Consider the following 19226-nt stretch of genomic DNA (forward strand, 5'->3'; position numbering starts at 1 on the left):
CCATTGTCTGGAGCGTAAAAGCATGTGGTATTTTTCGTGGATTCTGGGCTTGAGTCTGGCCTGTGCGTTTGGCATTTTGAACGCCATGTGGTTTGAGCTGCGTGAAGGTGAGGAACACGATCCTGTCAGATTGGCCAAGGCATCTGAACGCACGTGACAAGCACGCAGTTTGATGCTGCTCAGACGGCATCCAATCCGGGGCCCGAGGCAGCGAAGCTGGCGCGTGAGCAATCGCGTTGGTTGAGTGAGCAGGCGCGCTTGCCGCGGCTGCCGCTCATTGTGGCTGTCGGGGCGCCTCTGCTGGGTGGGGTGCTGTTATTGGTGCAGGCTTGGTTGTTGGCCCGGGTGCTGGATGCGGCGATTGTCAGCCAGGCGCCTCGCAGTGCATTGCTCGGTGATATCGCGGTGATCGTTGTCCTGATGTTGGGCAGAGCGGGCCTGGCCTGGGCCAGCGAACGGGCGGGAGCTCACGCGGCTGAAAGCATCAAACAACGTATTCGTCTGGCCTTGTTCGATCGCCTGGTGGGCCGCGGCCCTGTGTGGTCGCGGACCCGGGTGTCGGGGGAACTGGCTAGCGCTATTGTCGATCAGGTCGAAGCGCTGGACGGGTTTTTTTCGCGGTATCTGCCTGCAGCGGTATCGGCGGCAATATTGCCGCTGGCATTTGCGGTAGTGCTGTTGCCCTTTGATTGGATTGCGGGGTTGCTGTTGCTCGTGACGGCGCCCTTGATTCCGCTGTTCATGGCACTGGTGGGGTGGGGCGCCGAGGCGGCGAGCCGGCGGCATGTGCGCGCATTTGCCAGGCTATCCGGGTTTTTCGCCGATCGTCTGCGCGGCCTGGCCACCCTGAAACTCTACGGCCGTGCACAAGCCGAGGCCTCGTCGGTCGCCACGGCCAGCGAGGCCGTGCGCAAGCGCACGCTGTCAGTATTGCGCATTGCTTTTCTGTCGTCGGCGGTGCTGGAGTTTTTTGCGGCCTTGGGCGTTGCCGGGATGGCGGTGTATTTCGGTTTGTCGTACCTGGGGTTTCTCGATGTGCGGGCGACGCCGTTGACGCTGCAAGTCGGTTTCTTCTGTTTGTTGATGGCGCCGGAGACTTATGCGCCATTGCGTCAATTTGCGGCGCACTATCATGATCGTGCGGCGGCGCGTGCCGCGGCAGCGCAGATCGCCGCATCGTTCGAGGGCTTGCCCGACACGTCGGCGCCGTTCGGCGACACTCATGTCACGGCTGCATCGGCCGATACATGCGCTGCGGGGCTTGCAGTATCGGTGCGCGGCCTGAGTATTCAAGCCCCCGGGCGAATTTCGCCGGTGATGGACGATGCATCGCTGACGTTGTCTGCGGGCGAGCATGTTGCTCTGATGGGGCCTAGCGGCAGCGGCAAGACGACTTTGCTGGAAGTCCTCTCTCGTTTGCGTCCCGGCGCAGGACACATCATGCTGGACGATGTGCCGCTCGCCGAGTGGGATGAAGCCCTGCTGCGTGAGCGTGTGGCCTTGATCGGTCAGCGGCCTTTTTTGTTTGCGGCCAGTATTGCCGACAATATCCGTTTGGGGCGGCCGCAGGCAACTGACGAACAAGTGCTCGAGGCCGCCCGCCGTGCTTGCGTCATGACGTTCGCCGAGCCATTGCGCGAGGGGTTGGATACGATGCTGGGGCCTCGCGGACGCGGCTTGTCGGGAGGACAGGCACAGCGCGTGGCGTTGGCGCGCTTGTTTCTGCGAGATCCCGGCCTGATTTTGCTGGATGAGCCTACGGCCTCTCTCGACGAGACCACGCAGTCCCAGGTCCTGGACGAAATCCTGGCATTTGCGCGTGGACGAACATTGTTGCTGGCAACGCATGCTTCAGCCGTGGCGCAGCGCCTGCCGCGCACGGTCACGCTGATCCACGGCAAATTGGAGCCGGCATGACAGCATTGCTGCGTTTGTTGCCGGCTTTATATCGTCGCCGTCTGGGAGCTTTGCTGGGTGCGTTGTTCCTGGCATTGCTCACCATCGCAGCCGGTGTCGGCTTGCTGGGCGTATCAGGTTGGTTTCTCAGCGCTGCGGCCTTGGCCGGCGCAGGTTCTGTTTTTAATCTTTTTGTCCCCTCTGCGTTGGTGCGCTTGTTGTCGTTCGTGCGTATTGCGGCGCGTTACGCGGAGCGATTGGTAGGGCATGCTGCCACGTTGCGCTTATTGACGGATCTGCGCAGCCACGTGTTCGAGGCGCTGGTGCGTTTGACGCCGCGTCAATTAGGGCGCTATCGCGATGGCGATCTGGTGACTCGCCTGACAGGGGATGTGGATGCGCTGGATACGGTGTTCCTGCATGTGCTGACACCGATGGCCACGTCGGCGATTGCCGCCGCCGTGTTGGCTGTGGTGGTAGGCGTCTGGGTGCCGGCCGCGGGGTGGGTATTGGCGGGTGCGATGTTGATGGCATGTGTGGTGCTGCCTGTATGGCAGGCGCGTGCTGCGCGCTTGCCAGGCTTGGCGATCCAGGAAAGTCAGGCGGCGTTGCGTGCCATGACGTTAGAGACGGTGGAAAGCCACGCCGATGTCGTGGCGCTGTCGGCGGTCGACCAAGTACGGACCGGCTTTATGTCGCACTGCGCGGATATGACACGTGCGCGCAAAGCGCAGGTACGTATTGCCGCCAATGGAGCATGGGCCTTGCAGGTTTTGGCCGGCCTTTGTGTCTTGGCGATCTTGTGGTTTGGCCTGGACGAGCTCAGCCGGCAGCATCTGAGCGGGCCGTTATTGGCGGGATTGCTGTTGGCAGTCATTGGCATTTTTGAAGTGGCAGGGCCGCTGATGCGAGGGGCGGCGCGGCTGGGTGGCGCGGTGGCGGCGGCACAGCGGATTCAGGCGGTGGTGGAACAAACACCGGACGACGCTGACCCAGACCGGCCCGTACCATTGCCCGCGCGGGGCGCAATCGAGTTGGACCGGGTGTCGTTTGCCTATCCTGCAGCTGTTGGCGAGTTGGGGCCGTTGGTGTTGAATGCCGTCAGTCTGCGCATCGAGCCTGGTGAGCGTGTGGCGATTAGCGGGCCGAGCGGTTCGGGTAAATCGACGCTGTTGCAACTATTGCTGCGGCTGGAGGATCCCGTTTCCGGTTGTATTCGTTTCGGCGGAATCGATCTGCGGCACGCGTCGTTGACCGAACTGCATCGCCGCATTGCCTGGCTTGCCCAGGACGCGCCTGTTTTTCTGGGGACATTGCGGACCAATTTATTGATTGGCGATCCGGGGGCGGACGATGCCATGTTGTGGTCTGCCTTGGACGCCGCACGGCTGGGCGATTTTGTGCGTGGCTTGCCCGATGGTCTGGATACATGGGTCGGCGAAACTGGCGCGAGTTTGTCGGTAGGACAGGCGCGGCGGCTGTGTCTGGCCAGGGCGTTGTTGACGTCTTGTCCCGTCCTCGCCTTGGATGAGCCGACCACGGGTCTGGACGAAGCCGCGCAGGCGGCATTCTTTAATGATCTGGCTCACGCTACGGCGGGGCGTACGGTGGTGCTGGTAACGCATGCCGCCCTGCCGCAGGGGGCGGTTGAGCGCCATCTGGTTTTGCGCGATGGTTGTCTGAACGTTTCTGTTCTGGCCTAACCGCATCGGCGCGGTTATAGTTCGCCTTGCTTCAATTTCCCCGGGGTAGGTTCATGCAGACTGACACCGTCGAACTCATTCGGCGCACTATCCGCAGCATCCCCGATTGGCCTCGCCCGGGTGTGGTGTTCCGCGACATTACGCCTTTGTTACAAGACCCGCGTACTTTCCGTGTCTTGATCGATCTTTTTGTCTATCGCTATATGCGGCAGCGCCTGGATCTGGTCGCGGGCGTCGACGCGCGCGGCTTCATTATTGGCAGTGTGCTGGCCTACGAACTGAATCTGGGTTTCGTGCCTGTGCGCAAGAGCGGCAAACTGCCGTATCGCACAGTGGCCGAGGAATACTCGCTCGAGTACGGCAACTCGTCGGTGGAGATCCACACGGATGCTGTGCGTACCGGCCAGCGGGTGCTGTTGGTGGATGATCTGATCGCTACGGGCGGCACGATGTTGGCCGCGGTCAAATTGCTGCAACGCCTCGGCGCCAATGTCGTCGAGGCTGCTGCGATTATCGATTTGCCGGAGTTGGGTGGCTCTGGCAAGATCGCCGCGACGGGCACGCCCTTGTTTACCGTATGTAGTTACGATAGCGCCGAGTGAGGCCGTTGTCTCAGGCGGCGTCCGGAATCGCCCACGAGCCCGGATCGGTCAGGCGCGGCTGGATAAAGTCCAAAAACGCCCGCGTCTTGGCCGGGATTGTTCGCGAGGGCAAGAGGGCGAATAGCGGAATCGGGGTCAGGGCCCAGTCGGGCAATACCGGCACGAGCCCTTTGTTTTGAATCGGCTGACCGATGGTGTCGAAATATAGCAGCGGGGCAATGCCCAGCCCCTGGCCCGCCAGGCGCGACAGCATGCTGACGTTATTGGCGGCGACGCGCCCGGACACGGCGACACGTTCGACTTTATCGCCCGAATGCAGCACCCAATAAGAATAGGCCTCGCTCATCGCGGGGCGCAGACATTCGTGATGCCCCAGATCAGCGGGCGACCGCGGTGTGCCATGCAAAGCCAGATACTGCGGCGAGGCATATAGACGATGCTCCAGCAGTACGATCTGGCGTGCGACCAAATTGGAGTCGGGTTGCCGCCCAAAACGCAGCACGAGGTCAAAGGGGTTGCTGATCGGATCGATCGGCTGCATGTTCAGATCAAAATCGCACTCGATATCCGGATACTGAGCACGAAAGCCCTGGATCACCGCGGGCAGGAACAACTGCGCCAGGCTCGAAGGCATCGACACACGCAGACGTCCTTTCGGCTGCGCGGCCATGTCCAGCAATTGATCATGAGCGACGCGGACTTCTTCGATAATGGGCCGGCAGCGTTCAAAGTACATCAATCCGGCTTCGGTCAGATCGATGCGCCGGGTGCTGCGATTGAGCAGCTTCATGCCGATATTGTGTTCGAGATCGCTCACGCGCCGCGACAGAGTCGATGCGGGGATGTTGAGCGCCTCGGCAGCATGGCTGAAATTTTTGCGCTTGGCGACTTCGACAAACAACGCGATGTCGTTTAGCTGGATATCCATGTGATTCTGTATGTTGCGTGCTGGATATAGACAATATCCCAACACTACCTGGAATGTATGCAGCAAAAATGGAAATAACTGTTCCGTTTGCTGGAATAACGCTCGCTGCAACACGGGTGAGGTCCATCGTATGCGGGCGAAGCGCCCTAGATAGGACGCTAATACTGGAAAAACGTTCCTGGCCGACCCGCAATTAGGACGGGCCCGAAGGTTCAATAATATGAGGGACGCGGATGTCCGCTAGGCGCGGCATGGCAGGGTGATGAGGGCGTTGAAAGCGGCGGTCTTTCATCATTAACCATCACTAATCAATAATGGGGCGTATCCCGAGATCGTGTCACACTGGTCCAAGTCGGCGCCGTCGCCGAACTGAGCGCGGCCGTGGCGTGCTGCCTGTCGCCGCTAATAATATGAGCGACATGTCGCGAATGTTGTTCAAATGCAACGTTGCTTATTAACAAATGATCACTGGATACTGGCTGATTCGGGCGCAGTGATCTAGGACGAAATCGCCGTCTTGCCTAGGGACGCCGCCGATTGTTGCATCGCAAGTCATGGTTTACCCGCATTTATGGAAAACAGCTCTCCAAATTTGTGGTTAATCCCTATTGCCCAAGGAAAGATACTTCTAACCGTACATGCGTCGTCCGACGTTGCCCTTGGCATAAAGCGGGTCACGCATGCCCTTTCCTGTCACATCGCTTTAGGAAATCATGATGAAAAAAACGCTACTGGCCGTTGCGCTGGCCGCCGGCTTCGCAGGCGTGGCTCAAGCCGAAACCTCGGTTACGCTGTACGGCCTGATTGACGCAGGTATCGGTTACAACCAAGTCAAGGGTGCTAATGGCGACAAAGCCAGCCGTGTTGGCGCTGTGGACGGCGTGAACAGCGGTTCGCGTTTCGGTCTGCGCGGCTCCGAAGACCTGGGCGATGGCCTGAAGGCTGTCTTCACCCTGGAAGGCGGTTTCTCGCCCAACAACGGTAATTCTTCGCAAAGCGGCCGCCTGTTCGGTCGTCAAGCTACCGTTGGCCTGCAAAGCGACAGCTGGGGTCAATTGGACTTCGGTCGCCAAACCAACTTGGCTTCGAAGTACTTCGCTGGCATCGATCCCTCGGGCATCAGCTACGACCAAGCCACCATGGGTACGTCGTTCAGCTCGGCTAACACCGTCCGTCTGGACAACATGGTGTTGTATCAAACCCCCTCGTTCTCGGGCTTCAAATTCGGCGTTGGCTACTCGTTCAATGCTGACGACGAAGCGTCGACCGGCGGCGGCTTCCGTACCAACAACAACAACCGTGTTGTGACCGTTGGTGGCCGTTACCAAAATGGTCCCCTGGATGTGGCCCTGTCGTACGACAACTTCCGTCCGGACAGCAGCCGTACCAAGGGTCAATACGACACCGACAACGTTCAGTCGTACATCATCGGTGCCGCTTATGACTTCGAAGTTGTCAAGGTTTCGGCCGCTTTCGGTCAAACGTTTGACGGCTGGTTCGTCGGTACCAGCGCTGATGGCATTGGCGACGTCGACGGCACCAACATCGGCAGCTGGAAATTGGCTGACGGTTCGCGCGTGAACTCCTACCTGTTGGGTGTCAGCGCTCCGATCGGCGGCGCCAGCAACATCTGGGCGTCCTGGCAGCGTGCTGACGTCAACAACAGCCGTCTGGCTGGTGATGACGCCACGAGCAACACGTTCAGCGTCGGTTACACCTACGACCTGAGCAAGCGTACCAACCTGTACGCCTTGGCTTCGTACGGCGACAACTGGGCGTTCCAAGAAGACCAGCGCAGCACCTTCGCTGCGGTCGGTCTGCGCCACCGCTTCTAAGTACCTCACACGTCCCGGCGCGGGTTGACGAATGTATGGTCTTCTCCGTTATCCATCGAGTGACAACTGACCCCGCGAAGGTTTGCGCCGGGCGTGTGTAGTACCTAGAAAGGGGGGCCTCTTCGGAGGCCCCCCACTTTTTTGCGCTGTTGATTTATGGCCGCGACGAGTGAATGGCAAGTGGCGCTAGCAAAACGCCGGAGCATGCGAAATAAAACGGCCCAGAGCAATGCCCCAGGCCGCGTTGACGAGCGATGGATGTCGTGACGGTTACAGGAACAGCCTGTAGGCAGGATTGTCCGTCTCGTTCCAGTGGGGATAGCCCAATTCGGCGACAAAAGTCTTGAACAATTTCTTGTCCGAAGGCGGAACCTGGATACCTATCAGGATGCGGCCGTAGTCGGCGCCCTGATTACGGTAATGGAACAGGCTGATGTTCCAGTCCGGATTCATCGCATTCAAAAAGCGCATCAGCGCGCCCGGACGTTCGGGGAATTCAAAGCGATACAGCAGCTCATTGCTGGCCAGGGCAGAGTGGCCTCCTACCATGTGGCGCAAGTGCGTCTTGGCCATTTCGTCATGGGTCAAGTCCAGGGTATCAAAACCATGGCGGCGGAAATTTGCCGCGATCTTGTCTGGCTCGGCCGGCGAGTTGATTTGAACGCCGACAAAGACATGGGCGCGCTGGGCGTCGGATATCCGATAGTTGAACTCCGTGACGCTGCGGTTGCCCACCAGCTCACAGAACCGACGGAAACTGCCGCGTTGTTCGGGCATGGTGACGGCAAATACGGCTTCGCGCATTTCACCGACCTCGGCACGTTCTGCGACGAAACGCAGGCGGTCGAAGTTCATATTGGCGCCGCATGCGACAGCGATCAAGGTTTTGCCCTTGAGTTTGTGGTCGGCCGCGTATTGTTTGGCCGCCGCGACAGCCATGGCGCCAGCGGGCTCGAGCACGCTGCGTGTATCCGTAAACACGTCTTTGATGGCAGCGCAGATCGCGTCGGTATCGACCACCACGAAATCGTCCACGTATTTGCGCGTCAGTCGGAATGTTTCCGCTCCTACCATCTTGACCGCCGTGCCATCGGAAAACAAGCCGACGTCATTGAGCTGGACTCGCCGCCCGGCCCGTACGCTGCGCAGCATGGCGTCCGAGTCTTCGGTCTGGACACCGATGATCTTGATCTCGGGCCGTAGTTGTTTGACATAAGCGGCGACGCCCGAGACCAAGCCACCACCCCCAATAGCGACAAAAATGGCGTCGATGGGGCCGGGGTGCTGGCGCAAAATCTCCATCCCGATGGTTCCTTGGCCGGCGATCACATCCGGATCATCAAAGGGATGTACGAAGGTGAGTTTTTCTTTCTTTTCCAGCGTCAACGCATGGGCGTAAGCGTCGGAAAAACTTTCGCCCGCCAGCACGACTTCGCCGCCCAGGCCGCGCACGGCATCGATCTTGACCTGCGGGCTGGTGGTTGGCATGACGATGACCGCACGGCATCCTAGCCGGCGAGCCGATAAGGCTACGCCCTGCGCGTGATTGCCCGCGGAGGCCGCGATCACGCCGCGATTGCGGGCCGCCGGGCTCAGGTTGGCCATCTTGTTGTACGCACCGCGCAGCTTGAAGCTGAACACTGCCTGAGTATCTTCACGCTTGAGCAGAATCGTGTTCGAAATTCGCTGAGACAACTGAGTGGCGGTTTCGAGGGGGGATTCGACAGCGACGTCGTAGACCTTGGAGGTCAGGATGCGTTTTAGATAATCGTCAGACATGATGGCGTAAAAGGCCGGGTGAGAGAAATAAGGCGTGGGCCAGATTACCACAGCGTCCGGCGCGACTTTGCCGTCCGGGCTACACTGCCGCCCATCCGGTATCGATTGATCGATCTTCGCGCGCCGCATTGCGCTTTGAATGGGCAACGCGTGTCGCGTGTGCGGCTTCGTGCCGCGCCCCTCGCCGGGGCTCTATGAGGAAATATTGGGCAACTCGTCCGTGGCGCCATGGAACAAAGTCTACTGAGTGCGGTGCATTGGTTATTAGCGGTCTTGGCATTGCCAACGATCGGTTTGCCCGCCATCTTTTTGATCAGCCTGATTTCGGCGACGCTGCTGCCTTTGGGATCCGAGCCGGCCGTCTTCGGGTTCGTGAAATTGGCCCCGGATATGTTCTGGCCAGCCGTCCTGGTGGCCACGGTGGGCAACACCATCGGCGGCGCGATCAGCTACGCCATGGGACTTGGCGCGCACCGGGCCCTGGAACGCTGGCGTGAGAAGCATCCCCATCTGTCTTCGGAGGGTGGGGAGCCTGTCATGGGCAAGAATATGCGCAGCCGCTGGCATCAATATGCCCAGCAATGGTTGCATCGCATGGGACCGCCTGCCTTGCTCCTGTCCTGGTTGCCTGCCGTAGGCGACCCGCTATGTGCGGTAGCCGGGTGGCTGCGCCTGGCATTCTGGCCCTGCGTGCTGTACATGGCCATTGGGAAATTCGCTCGCTACACAGTGATGACCGCAGGCCTGTTATGGTTTTTTCCGCAGCCGGTGTAGTGCTGGAAGATGGGCTGCTGAATGGCCCGGTCGACCTTAACCCATTGGCATGTATGCGTTTTTTATACATTACGCTATTTCGTCAAGGGGCGGGGCACCGCCGTTTTTTCAGACGCGTCAGCACGCCGCAGGGCAATTTCTGCGCAATGTCATAAAATGATTCTTTAAGGGCCATTCCCAGTCTTGTTTCATGAACGCCCCCCTCGCCAGCCAAATCCTCTCTGAGGCGATTCCGCCCGCAGCTACTGCGCGTTTGCGCGAAATTCCGTACAACTACACCTCGTTCTCCGATCGCGAGATCGTGGGCCGTCTGTTAGGCGAAGACGCCTGGCAATGGCTCTGCGATCTGCGTGGCGAACGGCGCACCGGCCGGTCCGCACGGATGCTGTACGAGGTGTTGGGCGATATCTGGGTGGTACGCCGCAATCCCTATTTGCAGGACGATCTGCTCGACAACCCGAAACGGCGCAAGCTGTTGATCGAAGCACTCCATCATCGTCTGAGCGAAATCGACAAGCGCCGCGAGCCGGATTCGCCTACCGAAGCCGGCCATGACCCGCAGCGCGACAGTAAAGTCGTCGAGCTGCTGGCCCGCGCGCGCTCGGCCATCGCGGCGTTCGAGAGCGAGTTCGATCAAACCCAGCACCTGCGCAAGCAAGCCCAGAAAGTGCTGGGCCGCATCACAGCCAAGGACAATATCAAGTTCGATGGTCTGTCGCGGGTGTCTCACGTGACCGATGCGACGGACTGGCGCGTCGAATATCCCTTTGTCGTACTGACTCCGGACAACGAGTCCGAGATCGCCGCCCTGGTGCGCGCCTGTATTGAGCTGGGCCTGACCATCATTCCTCGCGGGGGCGGCACCGGCTATACCGGCGGCGCGATCCCATTGACCTGGAAATCGGCTGTCATCAATACCGAGAAATTCGACACGCTGGGTGCGGTCGAGTCCTGTATCTTGCCCGGCCTGACCGAACCCGCGGCCGTGGTGTTTGCCGGGGCAGGGGTTGTGACCAAGCGCGTCGCCGAGGCTGCCGAACAGGCGGGATTCGTGTTTGCGGTGGATCCGACTTCGGCAGAGGCCTCGTGCGTGGGCGGCAACATCGCCATGAACGCGGGCGGAAAAAAAGCCGTGCTGTGGGGCACGGCGCTGGATAACCTGGCCTGGTGGCGCATGGTCGATCCCAACGGCAACTGGCTGGAGGTCACCCGCCTGGATCACAATCTGGGCAAGATCCACGACGTCGAGACCGCGCGGTTCGAGCTGAAATGGTTCGACGGCAGCGGTCAGCCTGGCGAAAAACTGCTGAAGACCGAATTGCTCGAAATCGCCGGCAAGGTGTTCCGCAAAGAAGGCCTGGGCAAAGACGTCACCGATAAATTCCTGGCGGGCCTGCCTGGCGTGCAAAAAGAAGGCTGCGACGGCCTGATCACGTCGGCGCGGTGGGTGCTGCATCGCATGCCGCGTCATACGCGCACGGTCTGTATGGAGTTTTTCGGTCAGGCTCGCGATGCGATTCCGTCGATCGTCGAGGTCAAGGGTTACCTGGATGGCGAGGGCCGCGCACGCGGGGCCATTCTGGCAGGCCTGGAGCATCTGGACGAACGCTACCTGCGCGCGGTCGGCTATGCGACCAAGAGCAAACGCGGCACGCTGCCAAAAATGGTGTTGATTGGCGATATCGTCGGTGACGATGAGGACGCGGTGGCGGTTGCTGCCAGCGAGGTCGTGCGTCTGGCCAACACGCGCCACGGCGAGGGCTTCGTCGCCGTCAGTGCCGAGGCGCGCAAGAAATTCTGGCTCGACCGTTCGCGTACGGCGGCGATCGCCCGCCATACCAATGCGTTCAAGATCAATGAAGACGTGGTCATCCCGTTGTCGCGCATGGGCGAGTACACGGATCACATCGAACGCATCAACATCGAACTGTCGACGCGCAACAAGCTCAAGCTGTTGACCGCGCTGGATGCTTATCTGTCCGAACCTTTGCCTGTGGGCAAAGCCGAGGACGAGGATGATGAGATCACGCGTACCCAGACGCTGGCCGAGCGGACCAGTCACGCGAAGGAGGTCTTGGCCGAGGTGCGCCGGCGCTGGCAATGGCTGCTGGACAATCTCGACTTGCCGCTGCGCCAGGCATTGCCGGATCTGGCCAGCGTGGGCATGACGCCCTTGCAAGGTGCTTTGTCTGATCGTGTAGCTGCCCAACCAGACGCTCGCCTTTTTGATGTGGTGCAGGATCGCACGATACGCGTGTCCTGGAAGACCGAAGTCCTGGCGCCGTTGCAGAACGTTTTTTCCGGTGCGACGGGCGCGCACATCGTGGACGAACTCAAGGCCATACACGCTCGCGTGCTGAAGGGGCGTGTATTCGTTGCGCTGCATATGCATGCGGGCGATGGCAACGTGCACACCAACATCCCGGTCAACTCCGACGATTACGAGATGCTGACCGAGGCCCACCAGGCAGTGGATCGCATCATGCAGATCGCACGGGATCTGGATGGCGTGATCTCGGGCGAGCACGGTATCGGGCTGACCAAGTATGAGTTCCTGACCGAGGCCGAGCTGGCGCCATTTCAGGAATACAAGCGCCGTGTCGACCCGCGCGGGCATTTCAACGCAGGCAAACTGATGCCGGGTGCAGATTTGCGCCACGCCTGGACGCCTAGTTTCAGTCTGATGGGGCACGAATCGCTGATCATGCAGCAGAGCGATATCGGCGCGATCTCTGCATCGGTCAAAGACTGTCTGCGCTGCGGCAAGTGCAAGCCCGTCTGCGCCACGCATGTGCCGCGCGCCAATCTGCTGTATTCGCCTCGCAACAAGATCCTGGCCACATCGCTGCTGGTCGAAGCGTTCCTCTACGAGGAGCAGACCCGTCGCGGCGTCAGCTTGAAGCACTGGGAAGAGTTCGAGGACGTTGCCGACCACTGCACGGTTTGCCACAAGTGCTACAACCCCTGTCCGGTAGATATCGATTTTGGCGACGTGTCGATGAATATGCGGGCGTTGTTGCGACGGATGGGGCGCAAGTCCTTTAATCCGGGCACGGCGGCGGCCATGTTCTTTTTGAATGCGAAAGATCCGGCCACGATCAATGCGACGCGCAAGGCGATGGTGGGCGTCGGGTACAAGGCCCAGCGTCTGGCCAATGATGTGTTGTCGTCGTTTGCGCGCAAGCAGACCGCGCATCCGCCTGCCACGGTCGGCAAGCCGCCGCTGCGCGAACAGATCGTGCACTTCGTCAACAAGAAAATGCCGGGCGGTCTGCCCAAGCAAAGCGCACGCAAGCTGCTCGACATCGAAGATGCCAATTACGTGCCCATCATTCGCGATCCCAAGACCACGTCGGCGGATACCGAGGCGGTATTTTATTTCCCGGGTTGCGGATCGGAGCGTTTGTTTTCGCAGGTAGGGCTGGCTACGCAAGCCATGCTCTGGCACGCAGGCGTGCAGACTGTCTTGCCGCCGGGCTATCTATGTTGCGGTTATCCGCAGCGTGGCAATGGCATGAACGACAAGGCCGAACAGATCATCACGGATAACCGGGTACTGTTCCATCGTGTGGCGAACACGTTGAACTACCTGGACATCAAGACGGTCGTGGTGAGCTGCGGGACGTGTTATGACCAGCTGGCCGGCTATGAATTCGAAAAAATCTTTCCGGGCTGCCGTCTGATCGATATTCACGAATATCTGCTGGAAAAGGGCATCAAGCTCGATGGCATCACCGGTACTCGCTACATGTACCACGATCCTTGCCACACGCCGATGAAGCTGCAGGATCCGATGAAGACCGTGCGTTCACTCGTAGGCGATGGGGCGATCAAGACGGATCGTTGCTGTGGCGAATCGGGGACCTTGGCGGTGACGCGTCCTGACGTATCTACTCAGGTGCGTTTCCGCAAGCAAGAGGAACTGCTTAAAAACCAGAACACCTTGCGTCAGGATGGATACGCCGGGGATATCAAAGTACTGACATCTTGTCCGTCGTGTCTGCAGGGCTTGTCGCGCTATGAGGGTGATACGGCTATGGATGCGGATTACATCGTTGTTGAGATGGCGCGGAATATTCTTGGTGAGCAGTGGATGGAGGAGTATGTTAGGCGGGCTAACTCGGGGGGGATTGAGCGGGTGCTCGTGTAAGGGGGGCGGTGCCTCTTAGGACGAGGTAGGGGTTCTATTGGTCGTCGAGCCGAGGCAATCGGCCCGGCCGGGCTTCACAAAGTCGGTCCGGCGCGCGGGCGCCGGACACCGTGTTCGCTCACCTCGTCCGCGCCTGCGCGCTCCCTACGGTGTCCGCTCCACTCGACTTTGAGGCGCCCGGCCGGGCCGATTGCCTCGGCTCGACTGGCAGCAATTAGAGCTCTCTGCATCGCTGGCACGACTTTCTTGCTTGGCGTTTTTTCGCAGCCGCATTGGTAGAGAGAAAGATCTTGCGGTGCTGCTTTCGGCGGCCGCCCTGCGCGGCCACCTCAAGCGATCGGTCCGGGCATGCGGGAGGGGTGGCGTGGTGCCTAGTTGGAAGATCTGCTTGGCCGCGAGTGAGGCTTGCGGCGATGATGCATAGCGCAGGTTTTCTGCCGGCGTATCCGTAGCATGCCCGTGCTCTGGATCAGAGTTCATTCGCAGACCTGATTTGCGCTCACCATGACCGCGCTATAACGAGTGCCATGCGTGGCATTACGTCAATGTGACTCGAGAGATCTTTTGTCCGGCAACGGTGCCACAGCGTCTGCATGCAGATCCCGAACGCGATGACCGGGTGTGCAGGGCACCCGGTCATCGCAGCCCTGCAAGATCTTTCTCTTCACCCAGGCTGACACAGAAAAATGCCAAGCAAAAAAGCCGTGCCAGCGATGTGATGAGCTTGAGTTACTGCGAGTCGATGCGGGGCAGTGGCTGCGTGGGGGCGCCTCGTTGGCGAGCGGAGCGGACACCGTAGGTAGGCCCGAACGGGCCGGACGAGGTGAGCGAACGCGGTGTCCGGCGCCCGCGCGCCGGACCGCCAACGTGAAGCCCCCACGCAGCCACTGCCCCGCATCGACGTCCAATAGCACTCAAACCTTCCGAATCTCAACTCCCGCCTTCAGCAACGCCTCTCTAAGCCCTTCAGCAAACACCACCGCATTAGGCTGATCCCCATGAATGCAAAGCGTGTCTGCTTGAACCGGAACATCACGTCCATTGACCGAGCGGACAACTCGATCCTGGACCATGCGCAGCACCTGGGCGACGGCAGTATCGAGATCCTCGATCATCGCGCCCGCCTGTGTGCGAGGCGTCAGGGATCCATCATCCTGGTAAGTGCGATCGGCAAACACCTCATTGGCAGCCCGCAAACCGAGTTCATTGGCAGCCTCGATGAGATAGCTGCCCGGTAAACCATACAGGACAAGGCTTGCATCGACATCGTGAACCGCCCGAGCGATGGCTTGCGCTAGAGGGCGGTCTTTGACGGCCATGTTGTAGAGCGCGCCGTGAGCTTTGACATGATGCAGACGCGTGCCCTGCGTGGCAGCGACGGCGGCCAGGGCGCCGACCTGGTAGACCACCATATCGTAGGCTTCTTGCGGCGTGACCTGCATCGGGCGGCGGCCGAAGCCCACCAGATCGGGCAGGCTCGGGTGGGCGCCGATTGATACGTTGTGCTTCAGCGCAGCGGCGACCGTCTTGCGCATGGTAGAGGGATCGCCACCATGAAATCCACAGGCGACGTTCGCTGAGCTGACAAACTGCAGCACCGCATCGTCGTTGCCCATGTGCCAGGCGCCATAGCTTTCGCCCATGTCGCAGTTCAGATCGATGACGAGATTGGTCGTGGCGGTCATGATGAAGTTCCTGATAGAACGAATGATTGTGAGTGGCCGTGACGGTGCAGGGTGGGCGTCGGATTCTGTGTTCGACGTCTAGCCGAGGATCAACATAATCCTAACCCGTAGACGTCAGGTGCGCAGCAATGCCCGTAACGGCGCGAGCGCTTCCTGCAGCTGCGTGAAGGCTTCTTCGCGCTCGCCGTCGAGCCGTTGCGCTTCGTCGAGCTCGATCGATGCAAAGCGCACGCTTTGCCCGGGCCTGCGTTGTGCGAGGTCGGGCAAATCGACTGAGATGACCTGCGCGATTTTGGGATAGCCACCGGTACTCTGGCGATCGGCCATGAGGACAATGGCTTCGCCACCGGATGGAACCTGAATGGTGCCGTAACCGGTCGCTTCGGACAGAATCTGGCGCGGCGTGGTCATGGCCAGCGGTGGGCCTTCCAGCCGATAGCCCATGCGATCCGATTGTGTGCTGATGCGGAATTCGGCATGCAAGAGATCGTGTTGCGACTCGGGGGTGAATTCGTCCCAGTGCACACCCGGGAGCAAGCGCAAGTAGTCCCGTGTCCGTCCTGACAACGCAGACGGCACATAAACGCGGATTTGCCATAGTGCCTGAGCCAATTCGGATAGCGACTCTGGCGCAGTGGGCAGTGATGCGTGCAGCCCGATGACATCGCCTTTGGCCAAGGCGCGCCCCGCATGGCCGCCAAAGCCGCCACGTACATAAGTGCTCGTGCTGCCCAGGACAGGCGTTAGCGCATAGCCTCCATGAACAGCGAGATAGGCTCGTACGCCCGTATCTGGAGGCGCAGCGCCAAACGCCAATACATCACCCGCACGCGCGATCAGAGGGCGATAGCCTGCAACCGGATTGCCGTTGAGCGTGGGCTGCAAGTTGGCGCCGGTCATGGCAAAACAGGCGGGCGCCTCGAATCGCAGCGTCGGACCCGTCAGGGTGATTTCCAAAGAGGCGTGATCTGCATCGTTGCCCGCCAGCAAGTTCGCCAGCCGATGGGCTTTCAGATCCATCGCGCCACAGACGGGGACTCCCACGTGCTGGCTGCCGGTGCGGCCAAGGTCCTGGAATGTCGACAATAGACCCGGTTTGAGGACGGTGATACTCATCGCTTTGTCTCGCGCAGACGGTCAAACTCGGCCGCGTCGATCGGCACAAAGCGTACTCGATCACCGGGCTGCATCAGGGTCGAGGGCGTACGCGCCGGATCGAATAGCGATAGCGGGGTCGCACCGATGATGTTCCATCCGCCTGGCAAGCGGCTGGGATACAGCACGCTTTGACGATTGGCGACGGCGACGGAGCCGGGAGGTACCGCTGTGCGCGGTGACGCGCGGCGAGGGATGTTCAAGCGCTCGTCGTGTACGCCGATGTACGGCAGACCTGGGGCGAATCCCAGCATGAACACCAGATTGCCCGGTTGTGTGTGCAACGCGATGACCTCGTCGGTCGAGATGCCGGCATGCCGAGCCACCTCGTCCAGATCGGGGCCATATTCCCCGCCATAACAGACCGGGATCTCGACATCTCCCCCCGTTTGCGTATCGGGGGTGATGCCTTGCGACAGGATCCGTTCGATTTGTGCCGCGAGCTCAGCGTAACGCGGTCCGTGCCGGCCATTAGGCTGGTAATGAACGGCCAGTGCAATGAATGACGGCACCACGTCCGTCACACCGGGCAGCTCGGCTTGCCGCAGCAGATTCGCCGCGGCCAGGCACAGGCGGCCGATCGACATGTCGATCTGGTCGCCAAAGTAAATCATCAGGCAACGATCGCCTTGGGGCTGAATGCGCCAGGCGGCTGAACTGGATGTGAGGGGAGATTCGTTCACCAGGGCAACCGCCTCCAGACGGGATTATTTTGCGAACAAAGAGTCCAGGTTTTTGAACGACTTGAATTCCAGAGCATTGCCCGACGGATCCAGGAAGAACATCGTAGCCTGTTCGCCGACTTCGCCTTTGAAACGGACGTAGGGCTCGATCACGAATTTCGTGCCGGCATCGGTCAGTTTTTTGGCCAGGGCTTCCCAGTCTTCCATGGGCAGGACCGCGCCAAAGTGGCGAACCGGCACATCGTGGTCGTCGACAGCGCTGGTCGATTTGTGACCGCACTCGTCGGGCGACAAGTGTGCAACGATCTGGTGGCCATAGAAATTGAAATCCACCCACTCAGGCGCGCTGCGCCCCTCCGGACAGCCTAGCAACTCGCCATAAAATGCGCGGGCCTCGGCGATGTCGCGGACAGGAAATGCGAGGTGAAAAGGGGGCAGGACGGCAGGGGTACTCATACAAACTCCGAATCGATAAGGATAAATCAAAATAAGTGGGCCTGTGTCGCGATCCCGTCACCGAGAAACTCAGCGTACGGATGGCAACCGCATGGCGGATAGTGTAGCCACTGTTTTTTGATAGAAAAACGATATTTTTTGGGTGTGAGCATCAAAAAAATCGATTATTTCATCGATGCGTATTTCGGGGAGCTATGTCATCGGGGCGTTGAAAGTTTGTCGTGCTCACGGCCGGGACGAGGTCCCCGAATCGGACGGTATGGCGCAATAGCGAGCGGCGCCCACTCCGACGCCGCCCCTGTCCTGTCAATAACAGTCTGTCAGACCAGATCGCAGCGCACCGTAATGGGGTGGTTGCGCAGCGTCGCCAGCACGGCGTCGCTGACTTCGCCGTCGACGTCTGTAATCACATAGCCTACCTGGCCGCGTGTCTGCAGGCTCTGGCTGACGATGTTCAGGCCCTGTTCGGCCAGCAGATTGTCCAACGTACCCAATGCCCCCGGCGCGTTGCGGTGCACGTGCAAAATACGCGCCTCGCCTGCGGGCTCTTGGTAGGGCAGTTCGGGGAAATTGACCGCCCCCTTGGTTGTGCCTGCCTGCAGGAATCTCACCAGTTTTTCCGCGACCTCGCGGCCGATGTTCTCTTGGGATTCCTGCGTGCTGCCGCCAATGTGCGGCGTCAACAATACATTGGGCATGCCGATGAGCGGGCTGGCCAGCGGCTCGTTCGGGCCTTTGGGCTCGGTGGGAAAGACGTCTAGTGCAGCGCCCGCCACATGGCCGGCTTTCAGCGCTGCATGCAGCGCATCGATATCCACGACGGTGCCGCGGGAGGCGTTGATCAAGATCGCACCGCGTTTCATCTGCGCCAGCGTGTCTGCATTGATCAGGTTTTCGGTGCTTTTGCCACCCGGCACATGCAGCGTCACCACATCGGCCTGCTCCAGCAATTCCGTCAGCGTGGTCGCTGCGCGGGCATTGCCTAGCGGCAGTTTGCCCTCGACATCATGGAACACGACTCGCATGCCGAGACTTTCCGCCAGTGTGCTGATCTGCGAGCCGATATTGCCATAGCCGATGATGCCCAGTGTCTTGCCTCGGATCTCGAACGCGCCCGTGGCGGATTTATCCCAGTGCCCCTGATGCACACGGGCATTCTTCTCCGGGATACGCCGCAGCAGCAGAATCGCCTCGCCGAGCACCAGCTCTGCGACCGAACGGGTGTTGGAAAATGGCGCGTTGAATACCGGGATGCCGCGTTGCATCGCGTGATTCAGGTCCACCTGATTGGTGCCGATACAAAAACATCCCACCAGCCGCAGATCGGGAGCGGCGGCAAAGGCCTCTGCGTCCATTTGGGTGCGAGAACGGATCCCCGCCACGTGCGCGCCGCGCAGGGCTTCGCGCAGTTCAGACGGCGGCAGGGCCGTCGCATGCGTGACGATGTCGGTGTAGCCCGCTGCGGCGAAGACTTCGCGGGCACTGGGATGGATGTTCTCGAACAGGACGATCTTGGTCATGGATGCGGCAGGGGGAAAGGCGGTGAAAAAAAGGCAGGCCCGAACGGAAGGAGTAAATGA

At 60.2% G+C, this 19226-nt stretch carries 14 protein-coding genes; 7 read left to right on the forward strand and 7 right to left on the reverse strand.

All coding sequences use genetic code 11. The annotated features are described in order from the left end of the window. Positions 1 to 22 precede the first annotated feature (22 nt). The 4 genes from cydX to CAL20_RS03360 are packed head-to-tail and all read left to right on the forward strand — an operon-like array spanning position 23 to position 4201. Positions 23 to 157: a cytochrome bd-I oxidase subunit CydX gene (cydX, locus tag CAL20_RS03345; protein ID WP_094819672.1), complete on the forward strand. Its 135-nt coding sequence runs from the start codon at positions 23 to 25 to the stop codon at positions 155 to 157. Next, on the forward strand, positions 154 to 1917 hold the full coding sequence (cydD, locus tag CAL20_RS03350; protein WP_373558266.1) for a thiol reductant ABC exporter subunit CydD: 1764 nt from the start codon (positions 154 to 156) through the stop codon (positions 1915 to 1917). Before cydX ends, cydD begins: the two co-directional genes overlap by 4 nt. After that, positions 1914 to 3599, forward strand: coding sequence for a thiol reductant ABC exporter subunit CydC (gene cydC, locus CAL20_RS03355; protein ID WP_094819673.1), 1686 nt, complete (start codon positions 1914 to 1916; stop codon positions 3597 to 3599). Before cydD ends, cydC begins: the two co-directional genes overlap by 4 nt. A 53-nt stretch (positions 3600 to 3652) precedes the next feature. Next, positions 3653 to 4201 carry an adenine phosphoribosyltransferase gene (locus CAL20_RS03360; protein WP_094819674.1) on the forward strand — a complete coding sequence of 183 codons (549 nt, stop codon included), beginning with the start codon at positions 3653 to 3655 and terminating at the stop codon, positions 4199 to 4201. A gap of 10 nt (positions 4202 to 4211) precedes the next feature. Here CAL20_RS03360 and CAL20_RS03365 read toward each other — a convergent pair whose 3' ends face one another. Continuing rightward, complete coding sequence (locus CAL20_RS03365; protein ID WP_094819890.1) at positions 4212 to 5129, reverse strand: LysR family transcriptional regulator; 918 nt, start codon at positions 5127 to 5129, stop codon at positions 4212 to 4214. 716 nt (positions 5130 to 5845) lie between these two features. Here CAL20_RS03365 and CAL20_RS03370 point away from each other — a divergent pair. Beyond that, a complete protein-coding gene (locus CAL20_RS03370; protein WP_094819675.1) occupies positions 5846 to 6964 on the forward strand; it encodes a porin in 1119 nt (372 codons plus the stop codon). A gap of 270 nt (positions 6965 to 7234) precedes the next feature. Here the strand turns inward: CAL20_RS03370 and ilvA are convergent, their stop codons facing one another. Next, entirely contained in the window at positions 7235 to 8743 is a 1509-nt protein-coding gene (gene ilvA / locus CAL20_RS03375; protein WP_094837305.1) for a threonine ammonia-lyase, biosynthetic, read from the reverse strand. A gap of 228 nt (positions 8744 to 8971) precedes the next feature. Here ilvA and CAL20_RS03380 point away from each other — a divergent pair, with 228 nt between their 5' ends. Together CAL20_RS03380 and CAL20_RS03385 are read left to right on the forward strand one after the other, a co-directional pair. Next, positions 8972 to 9517 (forward strand): YqaA family protein, encoded by a 546-nt coding sequence (locus CAL20_RS03380; RefSeq protein ID WP_094837183.1) that lies wholly within the window; start codon positions 8972 to 8974, stop codon positions 9515 to 9517. A gap of 190 nt (positions 9518 to 9707) precedes the next feature. Then, a complete protein-coding gene (locus CAL20_RS03385) occupies positions 9708 to 13667 on the forward strand; it encodes a DUF3683 domain-containing protein (RefSeq protein WP_094819677.1) in 3960 nt (1319 codons plus the stop codon). 914 nt (positions 13668 to 14581) lie between these two features. On the opposite strand, the gene CAL20_RS03390 is transcribed toward CAL20_RS03385, so the two are convergent. From CAL20_RS03390 to serA, 5 genes are all read right to left on the reverse strand, one after another. Then, on the reverse strand, positions 14582 to 15352 hold the full coding sequence (locus CAL20_RS03390; protein WP_094819678.1) for a LamB/YcsF family protein: 771 nt from the start codon (positions 15350 to 15352) through the stop codon (positions 14582 to 14584). A gap of 114 nt (positions 15353 to 15466) precedes the next feature. Then, complete coding sequence (locus CAL20_RS03395) at positions 15467 to 16468, reverse strand: biotin-dependent carboxyltransferase family protein (RefSeq protein ID WP_094837184.1); 1002 nt, start codon at positions 16466 to 16468, stop codon at positions 15467 to 15469. Beyond that, a complete protein-coding gene (pxpB, locus tag CAL20_RS03400) occupies positions 16465 to 17190 on the reverse strand; it encodes a 5-oxoprolinase subunit PxpB (protein ID WP_254923886.1) in 726 nt (241 codons plus the stop codon). Before pxpB ends, CAL20_RS03395 begins: the two co-directional genes overlap by 4 nt. Positions 17191 to 17214: 24 nt before the next feature. Then, positions 17215 to 17592 carry a VOC family protein gene (locus CAL20_RS03405; RefSeq protein WP_373558269.1) on the reverse strand — a complete coding sequence of 126 codons (378 nt, stop codon included), beginning with the start codon at positions 17590 to 17592 and terminating at the stop codon, positions 17215 to 17217. A gap of 374 nt (positions 17593 to 17966) precedes the next feature. Then, positions 17967 to 19166, reverse strand: a complete 1200-nt coding sequence (serA, locus tag CAL20_RS03410) for a phosphoglycerate dehydrogenase (protein ID WP_094837185.1) — start codon at positions 19164 to 19166, stop codon at positions 17967 to 17969. Positions 19167 to 19226: the final 60 nt, after the last annotated feature.

Origin of the sequence: Bordetella genomosp. 4, from assembly GCF_002261185.1 — a bacterium.
GTDB lineage: Bacteria > Pseudomonadota > Gammaproteobacteria > Burkholderiales > Burkholderiaceae_B > Bordetella_A.